The following is a 17043-nucleotide window of genomic DNA, read 5'->3' as shown; positions in this document are numbered from 1 at the left end:
CTATGCAAATTGCTACGTCAGGCAAATGCGGGTTCAGGCGACAGCGACATCCATGGCACGTTGCACGCTGGCGGCTCCGACGGTCGCTTCCGCAAGGGCTGCGCGAAGGGCCTCCACGACCCGGTCCAGGTCAGACACGGTCATCTGGGCATAAAGCGGCAGGATTATCGTTTGCTGTTGCGCAGATACGCTTCGCATCAGGCTGGTGGCAGCGCGGTGGGAGCTCTCACCAGAATAGGCTTTCTCCAGATGAATGTTCATCACCCCGCGCCTGGTCGAGATCCCCTGATCGAGCAGGGCCTGCATGACGGCCCGCTGGTCGATCGTATCGGATAATCTCACACAGAAGCTCTGCCAGTTGCTGCGAGCCCAGCGCGGCTCGGCCGGCAGAGAAAGCCCGGCAATCGTCGACAGACGTTCGCAATATTGCTCGGCAAGCAGCCGGCGCTGGGCAACCAACTCCGGCAGCCGCCGCAACTGCTCGCGTCCGACGGCCGCCTGAAGATCGGTCATCCGGTAATTGTAACCCAACTCGTCATAGTCTTCGAAGATGACCTGTTTCGAGCCGTGACGAACGGCATCGGTGACGCTCATGCCATGCTGGCGCCAGAGCCGGAATTTCCGATCATATTCGGGATTGGCCGTCGTCAACATGCCGCCATCGCCTGTCGTGACGACCTTCCTGGGGTGGAAGGAGAAGCAGGCAATATCGCCATGCGCTTTGCCGATCTTTTCCCAACGGCCGTCCCAGAGGATTTCGCTTCCCGTCGCACAGGCTGCATCCTCGATGACCGGTATCTGGTGGCGCTTGCCGATCTCAACGATGGCGCGGAGATCGCAAGGCATGCCGAGTTGATGCACGCAAAGAATTGCCTTGGTGCGAGGCGTGATTGCCCTTTCGATCAGACTGGCTTCGATGTTGTAACCATCTTCTTCAATATCGACGAAAACAGGCACCGCATCGCAGTAGCGAACCGCGTTTGCGGTCGCGATGAAAGAATGGCTGACCGTGACGACTTCATCACCGGCGGATATGCCGACCGCCTTCAGGGCCAGATGCAACGCGGTCGTGCAATTGGACATGGCGCAAGCATGCGCGGCGCCCACAAAGGCGGCGAATTCACGCTCGAAAGCCGCGACTTCCGGCCCTTGCGTCACCCATCCCGACAGAATAACGCGGCGCGCAGCCTCAGCCTCCTCCTCCCCGAGGACGGGTTTGGCGACCGGAATTGTGGATTGATATGAGCTCATGCAGCCGCCCCCCCTGCATTGGTCTGCATTTGCCACCAGGCGACGAGATCACGAAGCCCTTGCTCCATGGAGATCTCCGCCTTGAAGCCGAGGAGCCGTTCGGCCTTGCTGATATCGGCAAGGCGACGGGTCACACCGTTGACCGTGCGGGCCTCTTTGTGCTGCGGTTCGAGTGAGGAACCCATAATGTCGCTCAGCATCTTCGCGAGTTCCAGCAGGCTTATTTCCTTGCCGCTCGCGACGTTGAACACTTCGTCCGTGACATCGCTTTTGGCCGCCAGAATGTTTGCGCGGGCGATGTCGCGTGCATCGACGAAGTCCATCGTCTGGCTACCATCCCCATAGATGAGGGGCGGCATCCCGGCCATCAGGCGTTCCATCCAACGGATCAGAACTTCCGTATAGGCACCGTAAACGTCCATGCGCGGCCCATAGACGTTGAAATAACGCAGCGCGACGTAGCGCAGGCCGTACATCTCCGCAAAGCTACGCATCAGCCCCTCGTTGAATGTTTTCGCCGCGCCGTAGATCGTCCGGTTATTGTACGGATGATGCTCTTCGGTCGTTGGAAAATTCTCGGCAAGCCCCAGAACGGAGGCGGAAGAGGCAGCAACGACCTTCGATACGCCCGCCGTGACGGCGGCTTCGAGAACGTTGAACGTGCCCTCCGCAAGGACATCGAAAGCCAGCCGTGGCTCTTCGGCGCATTGCGTGATGCGGATCGCGGCCTGATGAAAGACGATGTCGACGCCTTCGAAGACTTTTGCCAGAAGCGCTCTGTCGCGGATATCTCCGTCGATGATCTTTAGAGGCGCGCTTGATATCGCCGAGCTGAGATTGTCCCGGCGCCCGCGCACGAAATTGTCGAGGACAATGATCTCGCGAGGTTTTTCCAATGCGACAAGATCGGCAATATGCGAGCCGATCAGACCGGCACCGCCGGTAATGAGCACCCGTTTGTCTCTCATGATCTTCCCTCACGCGACATGTTCGTCATCGGATCATTATCCGAACGCCAACGTATGAATTTCGCAGGGACACCTGCGGCGACCGAGAACGGCTCGACGTCGGAAACGACAACTGCCCCGGCTCCAACGATCGCCCCCTTCCCGATGGTCACGCCGGGAAGAATGGTTGCATTCGTTCCGATATCGGCCTCTGCACAGATTCGTACCGGCTTGATTTCAAGATCCGTGCGAATGATCGGCACATCCAAGGGCAGTGCCGTGTGGGCCGAGCCAAGCACCTTGGCGCCGGGTCCCCACCCGACAGAATCCTCGATCACCAGATCGCGAGCGTCGAAATAGGCCATCGGCCCGATCCAGACATTATCGCCGATCTTGCATCGGCCGTCGAAGCGACCCTGGATATAGGCCTGAGCCCCGATGAAGACGCCATTGCCGATGTCGAACGTCTCGGGATGTTTGAAACCGGCACCGCCTGCAACCTGCAATCCTGTGCCACAACTCCGCGTGATGGCTTGCCAGATGGCTTTTCGCATCAGAGTATCGATGACACCGTCACCGGTCGCGAAACGACCGTAGAGCTCGATCAGGCCAGCGCGCCCGTATGACTGCCTGAGTTCTTTGGCCAGCCCGGCCTGGTAGGCAGGGTCCGCCGGCCTTTCATGACGGCCATGGACCGCTTGCACGATCCGGGCCTCGCCCGCACGATTAGCTGACATAGGTGTTCTCCAGCGCGGCGGCCACCTGGTCGACGTGCCACGCCGGCATCTCGGGATAGATCGGCAGCGAGAGGACCTCCCGTGCGGCAGCTTCCGATATAGGGAAATCGCCGGCCTTGTAACCAAGGTCGGCATGGGCCTTCTGCAGATGAACCGGGATCGGATAGTGCAGCCCGGACTGAATGCCCTCTTCGCTCAGTACGCGCTGAAGCTGATCGCGATCGCGGCTTCTGACGGCATAGACGTGATAGACGTGGCGCCGGTCGGCGATTTCGACAGGCGTCCTGAGATTCGCCGAACCGCCAAGCAGCAACGAGTAGCGGCGTCCATGGGCGCGCCGCGCTTCGGTCCAGGCTTCGAGATGCCGGAGCTTGATGCGCAGGATCGCACCCTGTATGGCATCCATGCGGTAGTTGAAGCCCTTCAGCAGATGGTGATAGCGCTGTTCCTGACCCCAGTCGCGCAGCATGCGCATCGTCTTGGCCTGATCGTCGCTGTTCGTGACCACGATACCCCCCTCGCCGCAGGCGCCGAGATTTTTGCCGGGGTAGAAGCTGAAGCAGCCGGATGTGCCGATGCTGCCGGCGCGCGCGCCTTTATATTGCGCTCCGTGCGCCTGGCAGGCGTCCTCGATGACCGGTATCCGGCAGTGGTCAGCAATCGCTTTGATCGCGTCCATATCGGCCATCTGACCGTAGAGATGGACGGGAACAATGGCCTTGGTTCGCGGTGTAATCTTTGCCTCGAGCTGAGCCGGATCCATCGTGAGCGTCACCGGCTCGACATCGACGAACACCGGTCGTGCACCTGCGTAGCAGATCGCCGATACGGTCGCGACGAAGGTAAATGGCACGGTGATGACTTCATCGCCGGGGCCGACGCCTGCCGCGAGAAGCGACAGATGCAGGGCACTCGTCCCGGTGTTGACGGCTATCGCATGTGTGACGTTGCAATAGTCCGCGAATTCCTGCTCGAGGCGAGCGACCTCCTCGCCCAGTATATATTGCCCCGAGGCCAGGACACCGAGCACGGCGGCGTCGATTTCGCTCTTGATGGATTGATATTGTGCCTTGAGGTCCAGGAACGGGATCATGCAATGCGCCTCGCCTCTTCAAGCTCGATGATACGACCGCGCTGGGCGAGCGATCGGCTTGCGGCTTCAAGGATGCGAACGACCCGCAGCCCGGCTTGGCCATCCGTAATCGGCCGCAAGTTTTGCTCGATGCAATCGACGAACTGATCCAGTTCGCGCTTCAACGCCTCGGTCATGTCGAGCTTGGGCGCCCACATGTCGCCGCTGCGGTAGCCCACCAGCATCTGATGCACCTTCTCGCCGTAGGCTTGAGAATTGGGGTTCATCGTGATGCCCTTGTCGTAGACCTTGATCTTTTCGCTGGGCTCCAGATCGTCATAGACGATCATCTTGTTGCTGCCGCCGATCAGCGTTCGGCGCACCTTGACCGGCGCCAGCCAATTGACGTGGATGTGGGCAATGAGCTTGCTCTCGAAGAAGAGCGTCAGATAGGCGATGTTCTCCGGCTCGCCGAGTACATGGCTCATGCCCGTCGCAGAAACAGCCACCGGCCTTTCCTGCAGGACATGGTCCAGGATGGAGAGGTCGTGCACGGCGAGATCCCAGATGACGCTGACATCGTGCTGGAAGAGCCCCAGATTGACCCGCACAGAGTCGTAATAATACATGTCGCCCAGGCCGCTTTCGACCAGTTCGCGCATCTTGCGGACGGCGCCGGTATGGACGAACGTATGATCCACGGCCAGCACGAGGCGTCGGCGCGCGGCTTCCTCGACCATCCGCGCGGCCTCCTCCGTCGTCGATGCCATCGGCTTTTCGACGAAGACATGCTTTCCGGCCATCATCGCCTGCATTGCGAGCTTGAAATGGGCCGAGACCGGCGTTGCGATGGCGATTGCATCTACGCGTGGATCGCGCAGGACTTCCTCGAACTTGTCGGTGATCGTTACCGCGGGATACCGGCTTTTAACAGCCGCCAACCGTTCGACATTCAGATCACAAACTGAAACGAGGTGCGCGCCGGCCGCTTCCGAGATGTTGCGAACCAGATTCGGACCCCAATACCCATACCCGACAACAGCGATTCCGATCATTTCATTCCTCCCAACGCATACATGTCGACTGGCCCGTCATTGACGCGACCGATCACCCTGGCTGGAACGCCCGCGACAATGGCGCCATCAGGCACGTCCTTTGTTACAACCGCTCCGGCGCCGACCTGGGCAGCCTCTCCGATGGTCACGCCAGGCAGAATGGTGGCGTTGCTGCCGATCGATGCGTGGCGCTTGACCAGTGTAGGGATGAGGATCCAGTCGGCTTCCGTCTGTAGGCTGCCATCCGGATTGACGGCGCGCGGGTACATGTCGTTCGTAAACATGACCCCGTGGCCTATGAACACGCCATCTTCCAGCGTCACGCCCTCGCAGAGGAAGGAATGGCTGGAGATCTTACAGTCTTTTCCGACGATGACGTTCTTCTGAATCTCGACGAAGGTGCCGATGCGGGTTCCTGCTCCGATCGTGCAGCCGTAGAGATTCACAAGATCTCGATGGTGAATGACGCTGCCGTCACCCAGCTTGACGTTTGATGCAATCATCCCTGCAAACCCCTACTCATAACAGGCCCGATTTTCAGTTAAACAAAGGTCGATTGCGTCCAAGGTTATCCAGGACAAATACTTCTCTCCGTTCCAAAGAGAATTGTTTTCTTCATCTGAGTAAAGAAACAAATCGTTTAAGCTTATCCGCCGAAAGGCGTATCTACTTATGATGACTTACGTCCTGGTTTATGGCCCTGTCCAACATTGGTGGCGGGTACCTCTCGCACTCGTCGGCTCGCCTACGCCGGAGACAGCGATTGTTTCCATGCATTTAGGGGTTCATTGCCAAACGGTGGGGTAACAAGCGAGATTATCCAGCAATCGGCCCAGTAAGACCTAAGTCTATACTCAGGCTTATCTTCATTTTCTTATCCAATTATAGAAGTTGTGTAGTACTTAACCTATATTAGCTACTGCAACGCCCGTCGAATTGTGGTAATCGATTCCTACTTTAGAGTTTCATAAACCCCCGTATTGAGAGGGGTTGGTACTCGGGCCGTAGTGGCGTAACGTGTTAGAGGGAGGGTGAAGCTGTGAATTCAGCACTTATACCGAATCTAGACCGCAGGCAGGAAAACATCTCTCTTCCCCTTAAGATAGAAAATAACGCGCACCTGTCGGCAAGGCACACGCATTCGCTTGTCATTCTCGATAATCGTGAACTTGATAGGCAATGCTTGGCGCAATGCATGGCTGCCGAAAAGGCGGATTTGGAGATTCTGGCATTTGGATCAATTGAGGAGTGGAAGCAGAAGCGCGACGAACATCCTCCGCTTTCGGCAATCCTCTTGAACGTCGGCGGCAAAAAGATCGATGAACCGGCCGTTTCGGAGCAAATCCGCAAGCTTGCGTCAGAATTTACATCGACTCCACTCATCGTATTGGCTGATAGCGACGATTTCGGCCAAATCGTCAGGGCCCTTGAGTACGGAGCCAAAGGGTTCATACCCGCCTCAGTCAGCGTCAGTGTCTGTATGGAGCTGATCGCGCTGTCAGTGGCAGGAGGAATTTTTGTGCCTGCAAGCGCCCTGTTCGCCATGCGTCACTTGCTGGACTCGAGCAATTCGACCGCCCGCCCGCTCTCCGGCATATTCACGGATCGTCAGGTCGAAGTCGTGGAGGCGCTCCGACGCGGAAAGGCGAACAAAATTATCGCTTATGAGCTCAATCTGCGAGAAAGCACGGTAAAGGTGCACGTTCGCAATATTATGAAGAAGGTCAAAGCGACGAATAGGACGGAAGTTGTGTTCAAGCTCAACGACCTGTTCCAGACCAGTATTCCGGCATGAGCGTGAGTAAGGTGTTGTACTGATCGTTGTTGGGGTAACTTTTCGTATCTTGTAACCATGTCTTGCTCAAATCACCCGGTGGCGCGAATGCGTCACCGGGTCTTTTGATACCGGGGGGCCTTCCATCGCGTCCCCCGCGATCTTGGCGCGATCTTGGCATGAGTAGCGATCGAGCGCTCAACCACCCGACTGTCGTTTGCGTACTTGCGGATGACCTGGGTCGGACCTCCCTATTCATCCTGCAACTCGTCGCCCGATAGAATTCAAGGCGCACCAGTACTTTGGGCCGATTGTTTGCTTGCAGACCAACTTGATCCAGGGCAATGAATTTCGCACCTCGGGAGAAACCTCGAGAGCAAAACGCTGAATAGCCGCGGCTGTGGGAACATCGAAATTATTAAATGCCATGCCCGCCAGCCGAAGCGCCTCTTTGCCGAGATCCCTGGTAAGAAAACGTCTTAATTTCTCATCTTTCCTGAGGCTTTCAGCGCCTTGGCGAAATAGAATATCGAAAGCCTGTTTTCGTTGCCGGAGGTCGGGAAGGATACTTTGGCCATAGTATTGTAGCGACATGTTCGAAGCATGTCTGCGGTATACTGCCTGGTCTTCGTTGATGTAGCCCACTCCGGCATGTGATGCGAGCCGCAGCCACATCTCCATATCGCCGGCATGCGGCAGTTCCATATGATAGCCGCCGACCTGTTTTTGCAGTGTCGTTCTCACGACGGCCGTCGGTGTCGGAACCAGGTTGTTTGCTCCACTCAACCGTATGAACTGCGGACCGGACAGGACCTGCATAGGAGGCACACAATTGTCGCCGAGAGGATCGACGCGCTTACTGACGCCACTCGGTTCAGCTATGAGCGCGTTCCCGAACGTAAATCCCACATGCGGATGATTGCGCATCAGCTCGGAAGCGCGCCCTAGCGCGCCAGGCAAGAGATAATCATCCGCAGAGAGAAGCAGGAATAGGTCGCCGCCCGCCCACTCGATTCCCCCATTATAGGTGGCGATGTGGCCCTTGTTTGCCGCGTGCCGCCGATAGGTGACCCGTTTGTCCCTGGATGCCAGGGCCGTTCCGACTTCCGGCGTATTGTCTGGCGAGCAGTCATCCAGAATAAGCACGCGCACATCGACGCCTGCTTGTGAAAGAACACTACCAACGCATTCCTCGAGGAAATGAGCGTAGTTGTAGCAGGGAATGACGACATCAACGCGTTGCAACCTTGTTCCTCCGCAGGCAATCGTTTCGTTCGGAGCATTTCATGGAACCCGAACTCGGCTTCGTTTCGCTCTTAAGCGTTCCTCGCTCCGCGATTCACTGGCGCGGCGTCGATGCATGCGCTCGCATAGCCGATTTCGCGCAGGACCATGCCGCTCTCAACAAGGCGGATCGGGCAAGCAGCCGCGAGCCTGCACGCTTAAGGCCACTCTGAACGCGCGCCCAACGGCTAAGCGCAAAACGGGTCCGGGACCGAAACGTATCGTAAAAGGCGACGTTAGGGCTCAAGCTTCCTGATTTCCAGGGCTTCACGTTGGTCACGAAATGAACGATCGCGAGCTTCTGGTCGAGCGCGATGCGGGTGATCGCCTGCGTTGGTTCGAACTGAAAATTCCAGGCACGGTCCAGGATCTTCCACTTTCCGTCGCAAGCAAAGTTAAGAGCGTCCTGATCCGAATATTCCGACGTCGGAAAGCGGTCGAGATAGTCCAGAGATCGTTCCGATATTCGCTCGTTTCGCCATTTTTCAAGGTCGATAAGGAGAATGCCGGCGTTGAAATAACGTTCGACCCGAGGGCCGCCGGTTGCACCTGGTCCGTTGCGCATGACATTGTCCAGCCAGTAATCCGGCACGGCGCCGATCACTGCCTCGCCGAGATCGATATTCCACAGCTGTTCAAGCGCAGTCAGGACCAGGATGTCGCCATCCAGATACAGAGCCCGATTGCAGGTCTGCGGAAGGAACTGCGGCAAAAGGAGTCTCGCGAAGGTCATCCTCGAAACGCCGGGGCGAGTGGAAAATCCGCTTGCGAAGGACAATGTGGCGATGGGATGCCACTGGATGACCGCAGAATTTGCGGGCAGAGAATCAAAGATCAGTCGCTTTGTTTCTTCGCCTATTCCCTCGTGAACGACATGGATGTTCAAGGGCCATGCGCTTCGGTTATTCTCGGCGACCGATCTAAGAGCGGTCGCCAAGGGAACGGCGTAGGCCGCATCGACCGCAAAGACGATGGGCCCCAACCGCTGTGTTGCACCCGCAAGGGCGGCTCCTGTTCGTATGCTATGCACATTCATGTTTCCCGGCACCATCCCATCGAAAGACATCAGCTTCGACTTGCAATGATCGACGTTGCAGTTCACGGCCCGATTGATACGGCTTCCTGAGCGGGAAGGCCGACGGCCGGGCTAGGCAGATAGGTGTAGGCCGTTCGCGAGGACTGGACACCAAGCGTGCTCTTGACTCCGCCAGAAAGCTTCCACTCGAAATACGCGATCGTTTTCTCGAGCCCCTGTCGCAGGTTCACTGTCGGCTGCCAGCCCAGGTCCTGCTTTGCGCGGCTGATGTCTGGCTTGCGCTGCGTCGGATCGTCAATCGGCAGAGGCTTGTAAACGATGCTTGATTTCGATCCCGTCATCTCGATGACCATTTCGGCCAGTTCCCGGACCTGGAATTCTCCCGGGTTACCGAGATTAATCGGACCCGTAACGCCAGCCGGCGCCCCCATCAGGCGGATGAAGCCCTCAATCAGATCGTCTACATAGCAGAAGGAGCGCGTTTGGGTGCCGTTGCCGAAGATGGTGATCGGCTCGTTTTGAAGCGCCTGAACGATGAAATTGGAGACGACGCGGCCGTCATTGGTCTGCATGCGCGGCCCGTAAGTATTGAAGATGCGGGCTACGCGGATTTCCACGCCATATTGACGATGGTAATCGAAGAACAATGTTTCGGCACACCGCTTGCCTTCGTCATAACATGCCCGCGGCCCTATGGGATTGACGCTGCCTCGATATTCCTCGGGCTGAGGGTGGACTGCCGGATCGCCATAAACTTCGCTCGTGGATGCCTGGAAGATCTTCGCCCTGGTGCGTTTTGCCAAGCCGAGCATATTGATGGCCCCGTGCACATTGGTCTTCACGGTCTGTACGGGGTCGTGCTGATAGTGGACCGGAGACGCCGGACAGGCGAGGTTGTAGATCTCGTCGACCTCCACATAGAGCGGGAAGGTAATGTCATGGCGGAGCACCTCAAAGCGAGGATCGTCAAGAAGATGCAGCACATTGTCGCGCGAACCGGTGTAGTAATTGTCCACGCAGAGGACGTCATTGCCCTCTCGCAAAAGCCTTTCGCATAGGAATGATCCTAGAAAGCCGGTACCGCCGGTTACCATAATTCGCTTTTGTCCGTGCATTTGGTGTGCTCCGTTGTTGACGGTTGCCTCGCGAAAGCGAGGATGGTCAGTAGGCTCCCCTGCGCTTGAAGACCGCAGGGATTGTGCTGAGGAGAATCTGGCAGTCAAACCACAGCGACCGGTTGTCGATGTAGAACTCGTCGAGTTGCTGCTGCAGCTCGATATCCGCATTGCTTCGTTCGGATATTTGCCAAAGGCCCGTGAGCCCCGGCGTGACGGAACGGCGCTTGTTTCGAAATTCGCCGTCCATAGCCAGGAGGTGATATTCCGGGAACGGACGCGGCCCGACGATGGCCATCTGGCCGGCAATGATGTTTGCCAATTGCGGGAGCTCGTCGATGCTCGAAGAGCGCAGCATATGTCCTATAACCGGAAGGATGCGCGGATCGTCCTTGAGCTTGAAGTGGCTCAACCACTCGGCGCGCATCGTAGGATTGTCTCGGAACAGTGCTTCTAGGCGCTGTTCTGCATCTTGGTACATCGTCCTCAATTTCAGGACGTGCACCGGCTTGCCGGATCGCCCTTCCCTAGTATGCCGGAAAAAGACGGGACCTGGATCGATGGCATAGATTGCGGCCGCTGCAAACGCGATAAATGGCGCGACCACGATCATTGCAGGGATGGCGATTGCGAGATCGAGGATTCGGCGAACCGGATCCGAGTTGACCCAACTCCCACCGGTGGTGAGGCGAATACCGATCTCTCCGCCGACGTCCGCAGGTCGCAATCCGCTTACCTTGAGGCTCGGCGTGTCGGACAGCAAAATGACTTCGGCAAACTTCCGACGCAGCGCCGCCAAGTCGGGTACAAGCGAGCCTGTGTCACCCGCAATCACGGCAATGGATGGCACGCAATCGGGCAATGCCTCCAAAGTATCGGGGGAAAAGGGCTCCGGCCTGATGCCATACTGCCAGTGGTTCTTGAAATGGGCCACGAGAGCGGGAGTAAGGTTGCACCCCCCTATGACAACCGCACGCTCGCCCCACATTCCAAGTTTCCAGCACAGGCCTCGCGCCAGCCAATGCACAAATGGCTGAACAATCAGCCCGAGAGCGAGGAACCCAATAACGGCAAGCAGCAGTCGTTCCCCCTCGGGCAGGATAATTGCTCCGAATGCCGCCAGGACAGCCACCTTGGCGGCAGCTATGGTGCGCCGCCGTAGGTGTTCGTGGTCATGTAACCGATATCCAGGATAGAGGCCGGCCGATGCGTAGAGAACGATCGCAGCAAGCGCTGCGATCGAGAAGGTGCGCTCCACTATCGCGCCGTCCGAACCATTGGGGAGAAAGGACAGGAGTGCAAAATAGGCAATCAAATAGCTTGCGATGTCGCCGCCGATCAGGAAGGACGAGGTTGCAAACCGAGGAAGCCCACGCCGTAGTGCGACGGGCATATTCGGTCCTGCCCATACAAAGGCATCGGTGGGCTTAGCTGCTATGGGTGGCACGGAACCTGCCGGAATCGCCCGCGCCGTCATGTCATTCGATGTGGCTGCCTTCGACGGGCCCGGTGTCATTGCTGGCGACGCAAATAAGGACATGATGGCTTTACACCTTTGCAGCTGCTGCTTTTGGCGCGCTTGATCCAAAAACCGCGTCTTCGATCGGAAACTTCCGAAGCCCCAGTCTCTGGAATGCCGTCAGCGAGATGAAGGTCGGCACGACGAGCGCATAGCGCCGCCATAGCCGTCGCGGCTCGCATAAAAGACGAAACGCCCATTCGAAGCCGCTTCTTTGAATGAACCTTGGAGCCTGCCGCTTGAGGCCGGCGTGGAAATCGAATGCGGCTCCGACACCGATAAGCATCGATGCTTCCAGACTATCGCGCATGCGCGCCATCCAGAGCTCCTGCTTGGGACTGCTCAGCCCGACCCAGATGACATCGGCGCCCGACCGATTAAGCCGGTCAGCAATCTCCGTTTCCTCCTGCGTCGACAGTTTGCGAAAGGGCGGCGCATAGGAGCCGACGATCCGTGCTTGCGGAAATTTTGCCAGAAGGCGCGCCTGCAGTTGTTCGAGCGTTTCGGCCGTTGCGCCATAAAGGAAGTGGCATAAGCCCTTAGAACTGCCGGCATCGAAAACGGATAGCATGAGATCCGGTCCGTAGACCCTGTCGCTTTCGGCATGACCAGCACGCTTCAATGCCCAAACGAGCGGCATGCCGTCGGGAGTTACGAGGAAAGCCCGGTTATGTATCGACCGAAGCTCGGGATCATCTTGACAGCGGACGATGCCGTGTGCGTCGCGAACGCAAACATATTCCTTCCTGCCGTCTTCGATCGCCTTTTGAATAAATCCAGTCGCGCTTTTGAGATTGACTGCCGAAACGCGAACACCCAGGACATTCGTCCATTCAAAGGAACCCTTTGGATGAAGAACTGAAGTTTGGCTGCTGCCTGCTGGTTGCTTTCCCATGACCTACGCTTTCGCGATCGAAACTATCATCAGAATATCCCGGCAGGCCGATTGCCTCCATACTTGCAGCTCCAGCTATTGGACGTAGGCGAGATTTCATATTTACGTCTTATGCCACGATGACGTACAATATTCGAAGTAAGTCTATGTACCCTACAGCTTACCCTGTTGCTCTTTTTTGATGACCGTTGCCGCGAAATGGCGCTTCGACCCGCGCAGGAGCCGCAGAAGCTATTCACTCTAGTGCGATCAAAGCTGATGAGGTTTGAGCGCGAACAAAGCCGGGGAGAGAGACATGGTCAACCCAATAAGCGAGATGAAGGCCCCGGCTGGCGAGCGTTCAGAGATGTCCGACAGAACCAACCAGCTGCGGAAAGATCTAAGTTCCAACGGCTATGTGTCGTAAGGTCATCAGGGAATTCCTGACAGCTGAGCAAGTGAAACGCTTGAGCTTGGCAGTATCTTCGAACGGATCTGGCCGCGACTTCGCCTGGCTCAAAAGGCCTTCACCTTGACGCGATCGATCATCCGACGGCTCGGCAGAAGCCTCGCGCAGGATGCGAGTTGGGCAAGGGTTGGAATTTCGCTTTGAAATCGGCGCCACTCAGATGTGGTCACCGTTCCTGCCTGCGGCAGTTAGCAGCAGCGAGTGCATGCCATGATTGAAGGGATAAGTCGCCATAGCTGAGGACTTTATCGCAGCAGAACACCCTCGTCGCGACGCCTTTTGTTATTCGGGCGGCGTGACTACGCTTCCGGTGTCCTCCCCAGCCTTCTGAAGATCTCCTAAACTGCCAAATTCTCCCGGCCGCATGATCTCCGGATGTACCCTGAAGCTCTTGTCGTTCAAGTTGCCGCTGTAGCGGTTGCGCGCGAATTGCACAAATCCAAGCCCAAGGTCGGGAGCGTTGACATACGCTACAACGCCGCTGTCACTGTCAACCGATACAACATTCTCCTCAATACGATTAGGGCGTGCCCATGGCGGACGCCAACCCCTGCCGGTACCGTCATCAACGCGAAAAGCCGCGCCCGATCCGTGTGTGATGACGTTTCCTGCCACCAGGTTGCTCCAACCGCCGTTGATACCGATCGCCGCGACATTGCCCGAGAGCGTATTTCCCTCGATACTCAGCCCGCTCGCCTTCCCATCCGTATAGATCGCCCAGCTGATAGGGGACGGCCATTCGCTGGTATTCTCATATCCGGGAGGCCAGAACGTCCCATCGACCCTGTTCATAAGATGACCGGTCCCGGTCACCAGATTGGAGCGGATGGTGCTGTTGAGAGGATCTGCCTGCTCGCCCATCATCTTGATGGCGCCGCCATCTGCGGTCTGCTGATTGGCGTTACGGATCTCGTTATGCTCGATGACAGCGTTATAGACGGCGTCGTTAGAACCCCATAGCGAACCGCCGGCGATTCCGAACTGCGCCGTGTTTTCGATCAGGTTGTCGGCGATCCTGACATTGTCAGCCGCCTGGAACCATATTCCTGCGGTTTCAATGTAAACCTTTCCGATGTCATGGATATGGTTTGAAAGGATCCTGGAGCCGCTCGACTTGCCGAACGTGCCATAATTTGTGCCGACGTAAATCCCGTTGCCAGCGACGTCCGCAACCACATTGCCGACAATCAACGCATCCTTGCTTTCCGTCACATGGACCCCGACGCCGACATTTTCGATGCTGTTGCCGAGAATCTTGACGCCATCAGCGTGTTCGATCCGTATGGCGCCAAAACCTCTGGTTTCCGTATAGAACTTGCCGCTGCCTTCAGGAGCTCCGTCTCTAAACTCGAGCCCTGATATGACCATCCTATCGGCCCCATCCAATTTGAAGAATGTCGGCAGAATGCCAGCAACGACGACGGAATTGGGTAACGACTGATCGACAGGGATATACTGAAGCTGGCCCGCGATAAGGTCATACCACCACTCTCCGGGAGCATCGAGCAAGCCCCTGGCTCCGGTTAGGAAATAGCGGCTGCCTTCTGCGGTAAAGAAATAGCCTGTGCCTTTCGTATGCACAGTCCGGCCTGCGCCATCGATGGATACAACTGGGAGCGTGTCATTGCCCCACTGGCTTCCCGGTTGAAACCCCCCGACGATGTCCACGACCAGCCCACTTGTATCAGCCATTGCCGGAAGATCGCCGGCATGGAAACAAAAGCGCGTGTTTCCTTCCCACAGGTCGATGGCAGGCTCGCACTTTGCGGCAAACAACCATCCCTTGCGTGGATCGCCATCAGCGGGAGCATTGGGATATCGTGCCCGAGTTTGGCGTTTCCCATTGACGAAAAGGTCACCGACCCCTTCATCCGGTGGCAATTTCAGCGGCGCCGTCCAGCGACCATCGGCCTGCTGCGCCCAGTTACGCACGCGCAGCCCCCCATGCAAAATCGGCGCTTCATTGCACCTTGCCGTGAGCATCAAGCCCGTATCGCGGGAGTCAAAGACGATCGGCTGAGTAAGGTAGTAATCGCCTTTACCCAGCGCGATTGTGTTGGTGCCGCCCTTCTCACGGGCAGCATCACGGGCTCTTTCAATGCTGGCGAAAGGACCGTCGCCGCCCTGCTGATTTGCTGTCGGAAGGAGGCCACTCCAGGTGTCTTCGCCATCGGGAGAAACGTAGAATATCGTCCGCGCCCCAGCGCTGCTGCTCAATATGTCGCTTAAAGAAGTCGCATTCAACTTGGCTGAGAAAGTCGCGGGAGCTTCCGCACAAGTCGCCTCCCTGACGAGCATCTGCAAGCGCTCAGGCGCATCTATCTCTGTCCCGACTGGAGCCGGATTGCCGGACTGCGGATAGAGCATGACAGGCAAAATGCTCAGGATCAGTCCAAAATGCCGCCTCATGATATCTGCAACCCGCTCGCAAGGCCACGCGAGGGCGCCTGCCAAGGTGGCGAACGGCTGAGCGAAACGACGGGCGCGTACAGCGAAAACATGATGATGGCTGCTGTAAACAGGATGAAGATGGCGTCATTCTGAACGAAAAAAATACTCTCGGTCAGATTCATCACCAGAATCATGATCGTAAGGACGTTAAGCCAGAGCCACCCGTACTGCGTATCGTGACAGTGAAGGACCGCACCCCGGCGGATTGCCTGGGGAAGCATCAGAACAAACGGAATCATTCCCATTATTCCAAAGCTTAACAAGATATCGCGATATCCATTATGCGCATGGGGCGCCGGCCATCCGAGCTTTAACCACATGTGCGTCGCTTCTGGGTTCGCGGTTGTCCAGAAAGCCTGGTAGCCATAACCAAGAAACCAACGATCGGATATTTCGCGATCAACCAGTTCCCACAATGGCACCCGACCGGTCAGAGTCGCGTCCTTGCCGAGCGCTTCAAGGGCCGGAACCAGGAATTCGTGAAGCGAAATCAGAATGCCGAGAGCTAGCTGAATAAAAAACAGGACGATGACGACGCGGCCAATGCTGCTGCTTCTTTGCAGGAGGGAATAAAAGCCGATCAGGCAATACGCCACTGACGTTGCAATGATCGCGGTCATTGATCCAGAGCTTGCAAGACAGACCATACCCGCGGCCAATACGACGAACGCGGTTCGCCGCAGGCCAAGCCTCCCGTCTATCAGCACGGCCGTCGCGACCAGGATCGTCAGAGCCGCATACCAGCCCAGGACGTTCTTGTGAATGAAGACGCCCCGCATAGCACCATCCGGCATACTGGCGAGGGCTGGTGACACCAAGGAGATAGCCACACTGAGGACGCTGCAGGTTCCCAGGGTCACGAATAACAGGAACAGCAGCTGCCTTGGCGTGAACCGTATCGCCAGAACGTAGGAAAGAAGTACGCAAAACAAGAGGCCGATTGCGCGCCTCAAGGTCGTTTGAGGTGCTATTGACCACAGGGTAGACAAAAACGGCAAAACAAGGATCAGGGGAACAAGCAGATTTCGCCTGAGCGCCGTTAGAAATTGCGGAAAATTGCGTATCAGGATCACGATTGTAAATGCATACACAGGAAAGCAAGGAAGACGCAGTATGGACTTGGCAGATTCGCTGAGCGTTCCGTCCGCATCTGACAGGATGAGGGGCAGAAAGGCGCCTGCCTGAAAGAATAGGGATATACCGGCGCCCCAGCATTCTATGGCCCGCCAACTGATAGTAGGTCCGCTGGCAGTTCCGAGGCTATATACTCTCATTATCCGTCCCGACTGACTTGAAAAGACGAGCGATTGTTGATCGCCGCAGATCAAAAAAACAGGTGTCGGCCTTCGTGCTGCACTGCTCTCAAGCAATCATCCAGCCACATCCGCAGTCAACCTGTCCTAGCGAAGGGCGGGCTACGCCTAATGCACCTTCGCTCCACCCAAAGACGGTGTTGTGC

At 57.1% G+C, this 17043-nt stretch carries 14 protein-coding genes; 1 reads left to right on the top strand and 13 read right to left on the bottom strand.

Annotation, left to right across the window (positions count from 1 at the left end; all coding sequences use genetic code 11):
* Positions 1–33 precede the first annotated feature (33 nt).
* From N2600_RS33415 to N2600_RS33390, 6 genes are read right to left on the bottom strand one after another with little or no spacing between them, the layout of a single operon-like run.
* A complete protein-coding gene (locus N2600_RS33415) occupies positions 34–1251 on the bottom strand; it encodes a DegT/DnrJ/EryC1/StrS family aminotransferase (protein ID WP_170260155.1) in 1218 nt (405 codons plus the stop codon).
* A complete protein-coding gene (locus tag N2600_RS33410) occupies positions 1248–2219 on the bottom strand; it encodes an NAD-dependent epimerase/dehydratase family protein (RefSeq protein ID WP_130698480.1) in 972 nt (323 codons plus the stop codon). Before N2600_RS33410 ends, N2600_RS33415 begins: the two co-directional genes overlap by 4 nt.
* A complete protein-coding gene (locus N2600_RS33405) occupies positions 2216–2935 on the bottom strand; it encodes an acyltransferase (protein ID WP_260299900.1) in 720 nt (239 codons plus the stop codon). The genes N2600_RS33410 and N2600_RS33405 overlap by 4 nt, the downstream gene beginning before the upstream one ends.
* Complete coding sequence (locus tag N2600_RS33400) at positions 2925–4028, bottom strand: DegT/DnrJ/EryC1/StrS family aminotransferase (protein WP_260299899.1); 1104 nt, start codon at positions 4026–4028, stop codon at positions 2925–2927. The genes N2600_RS33405 and N2600_RS33400 overlap by 11 nt, the downstream gene beginning before the upstream one ends.
* Positions 4025–5062, bottom strand: coding sequence for a Gfo/Idh/MocA family protein (locus N2600_RS33395; RefSeq protein WP_162116584.1), 1038 nt, complete (start codon positions 5060–5062; stop codon positions 4025–4027). Before N2600_RS33395 ends, N2600_RS33400 begins: the two co-directional genes overlap by 4 nt.
* Positions 5059–5565 carry an acyltransferase gene (locus tag N2600_RS33390; RefSeq protein WP_017969292.1) on the bottom strand — a complete coding sequence of 169 codons (507 nt, stop codon included), beginning with the start codon at positions 5563–5565 and terminating at the stop codon, positions 5059–5061. Before N2600_RS33390 ends, N2600_RS33395 begins: the two co-directional genes overlap by 4 nt.
* A gap of 536 nt (positions 5566–6101) precedes the next feature.
* Here N2600_RS33390 and N2600_RS33385 point away from each other — a divergent pair.
* The gene (locus tag N2600_RS33385; RefSeq protein ID WP_017969293.1) at positions 6102–6857 is read left to right on the top strand and encodes a LuxR C-terminal-related transcriptional regulator; all 756 of its coding nucleotides are present in this window, start codon (positions 6102–6104) and stop codon (positions 6855–6857) included.
* Between the two features lie 234 nt (positions 6858–7091).
* On the opposite strand, the gene N2600_RS33380 is transcribed toward N2600_RS33385, so the two are convergent.
* The 7 genes from N2600_RS33380 to N2600_RS33350 all read right to left on the bottom strand — a co-directional run bounded on the left by N2600_RS33380 (position 7092) and on the right by N2600_RS33350 (position 16858).
* Complete coding sequence (locus tag N2600_RS33380; RefSeq protein ID WP_170257014.1) at positions 7092–8081, bottom strand: glycosyltransferase family 2 protein; 990 nt, start codon at positions 8079–8081, stop codon at positions 7092–7094.
* 94 nt (positions 8082–8175) lie between these two features.
* Positions 8176–9156: a glycosyltransferase family 8 protein gene (locus N2600_RS33375; protein WP_260299898.1), complete on the bottom strand. Its 981-nt coding sequence runs from the start codon at positions 9154–9156 to the stop codon at positions 8176–8178.
* A gap of 62 nt (positions 9157–9218) precedes the next feature.
* Entirely contained in the window at positions 9219–10271 is a 1053-nt protein-coding gene (locus N2600_RS33370; protein WP_222281260.1) for a UDP-glucuronic acid decarboxylase family protein, read from the bottom strand.
* 46 nt (positions 10272–10317) lie between these two features.
* Entirely contained in the window at positions 10318–11811 is a 1494-nt protein-coding gene (locus tag N2600_RS33365; RefSeq protein ID WP_170257026.1) for a sugar transferase, read from the bottom strand.
* 7 nt (positions 11812–11818) lie between these two features.
* On the bottom strand, positions 11819–12685 hold the full coding sequence (locus N2600_RS33360; protein WP_017969298.1) for a WecB/TagA/CpsF family glycosyltransferase: 867 nt from the start codon (positions 12683–12685) through the stop codon (positions 11819–11821).
* A 730-nt stretch (positions 12686–13415) separates the two neighbouring features.
* Complete coding sequence (locus tag N2600_RS33355; RefSeq protein ID WP_260299897.1) at positions 13416–15542, bottom strand: right-handed parallel beta-helix repeat-containing protein; 2127 nt, start codon at positions 15540–15542, stop codon at positions 13416–13418.
* Entirely contained in the window at positions 15539–16858 is a 1320-nt protein-coding gene (locus N2600_RS33350; protein ID WP_260299896.1) for an O-antigen ligase family protein, read from the bottom strand. Before N2600_RS33350 ends, N2600_RS33355 begins: the two co-directional genes overlap by 4 nt.
* Positions 16859–17043 lie beyond the last annotated feature (185 nt).

This window comes from Rhizobium sp. WSM1274 (assembly GCF_025200775.1).
GTDB classification, from domain to species: Bacteria; Pseudomonadota; Alphaproteobacteria; order Rhizobiales; family Rhizobiaceae; genus Rhizobium; species Rhizobium leguminosarum_I.
The sequence above is the reverse complement of the archived record's forward strand: the minus strand, read 5'-3'. Positions and strand labels throughout refer to the sequence as shown.

What these genes read in the sequence shown, in the direction of transcription:
- N2600_RS33395 (WP_162116584.1), bottom strand. Translation starts at nt 5,062, where the DNA reads ATGATCGGAATCGCTGTTGTCGGGTATGGGTATTGGGGTCCGAATCTG.
- N2600_RS33400 (WP_260299899.1), bottom strand. Translation starts at nt 4,028, where the DNA reads ATGATCCCGTTCCTGGACCTCAAGGCACAATATCAATCCATCAAGAGC.
- N2600_RS33365 (WP_170257026.1), bottom strand. Translation starts at nt 11,811, where the DNA reads ATGTCCTTATTTGCGTCGCCAGCAATGACACCGGGCCCGTCGAAGGCA.
- N2600_RS33360 (WP_017969298.1), bottom strand. Translation starts at nt 12,685, where the DNA reads ATGGGAAAGCAACCAGCAGGCAGCAGCCAAACTTCAGTTCTTCATCCA.
- N2600_RS33370 (WP_222281260.1), bottom strand. Translation starts at nt 10,271, where the DNA reads ATGCACGGACAAAAGCGAATTATGGTAACCGGCGGTACCGGCTTTCTA.
- N2600_RS33355 (WP_260299897.1), bottom strand. Translation starts at nt 15,542, where the DNA reads ATGAGGCGGCATTTTGGACTGATCCTGAGCATTTTGCCTGTCATGCTC.
- N2600_RS33405 (WP_260299900.1), bottom strand. Translation starts at nt 2,935, where the DNA reads ATGTCAGCTAATCGTGCGGGCGAGGCCCGGATCGTGCAAGCGGTCCAT.
- N2600_RS33410 (WP_130698480.1), bottom strand. Translation starts at nt 2,219, where the DNA reads ATGAGAGACAAACGGGTGCTCATTACCGGCGGTGCCGGTCTGATCGGC.
- N2600_RS33415 (WP_170260155.1), bottom strand. Translation starts at nt 1,251, where the DNA reads ATGAGCTCATATCAATCCACAATTCCGGTCGCCAAACCCGTCCTCGGG.
- N2600_RS33390 (WP_017969292.1), bottom strand. Translation starts at nt 5,565, where the DNA reads ATGATTGCATCAAACGTCAAGCTGGGTGACGGCAGCGTCATTCACCAT.
- N2600_RS33375 (WP_260299898.1), bottom strand. Translation starts at nt 9,156, where the DNA reads ATGAATGTGCATAGCATACGAACAGGAGCCGCCCTTGCGGGTGCAACA.
- N2600_RS33350 (WP_260299896.1), bottom strand. Translation starts at nt 16,858, where the DNA reads ATGAGAGTATATAGCCTCGGAACTGCCAGCGGACCTACTATCAGTTGG.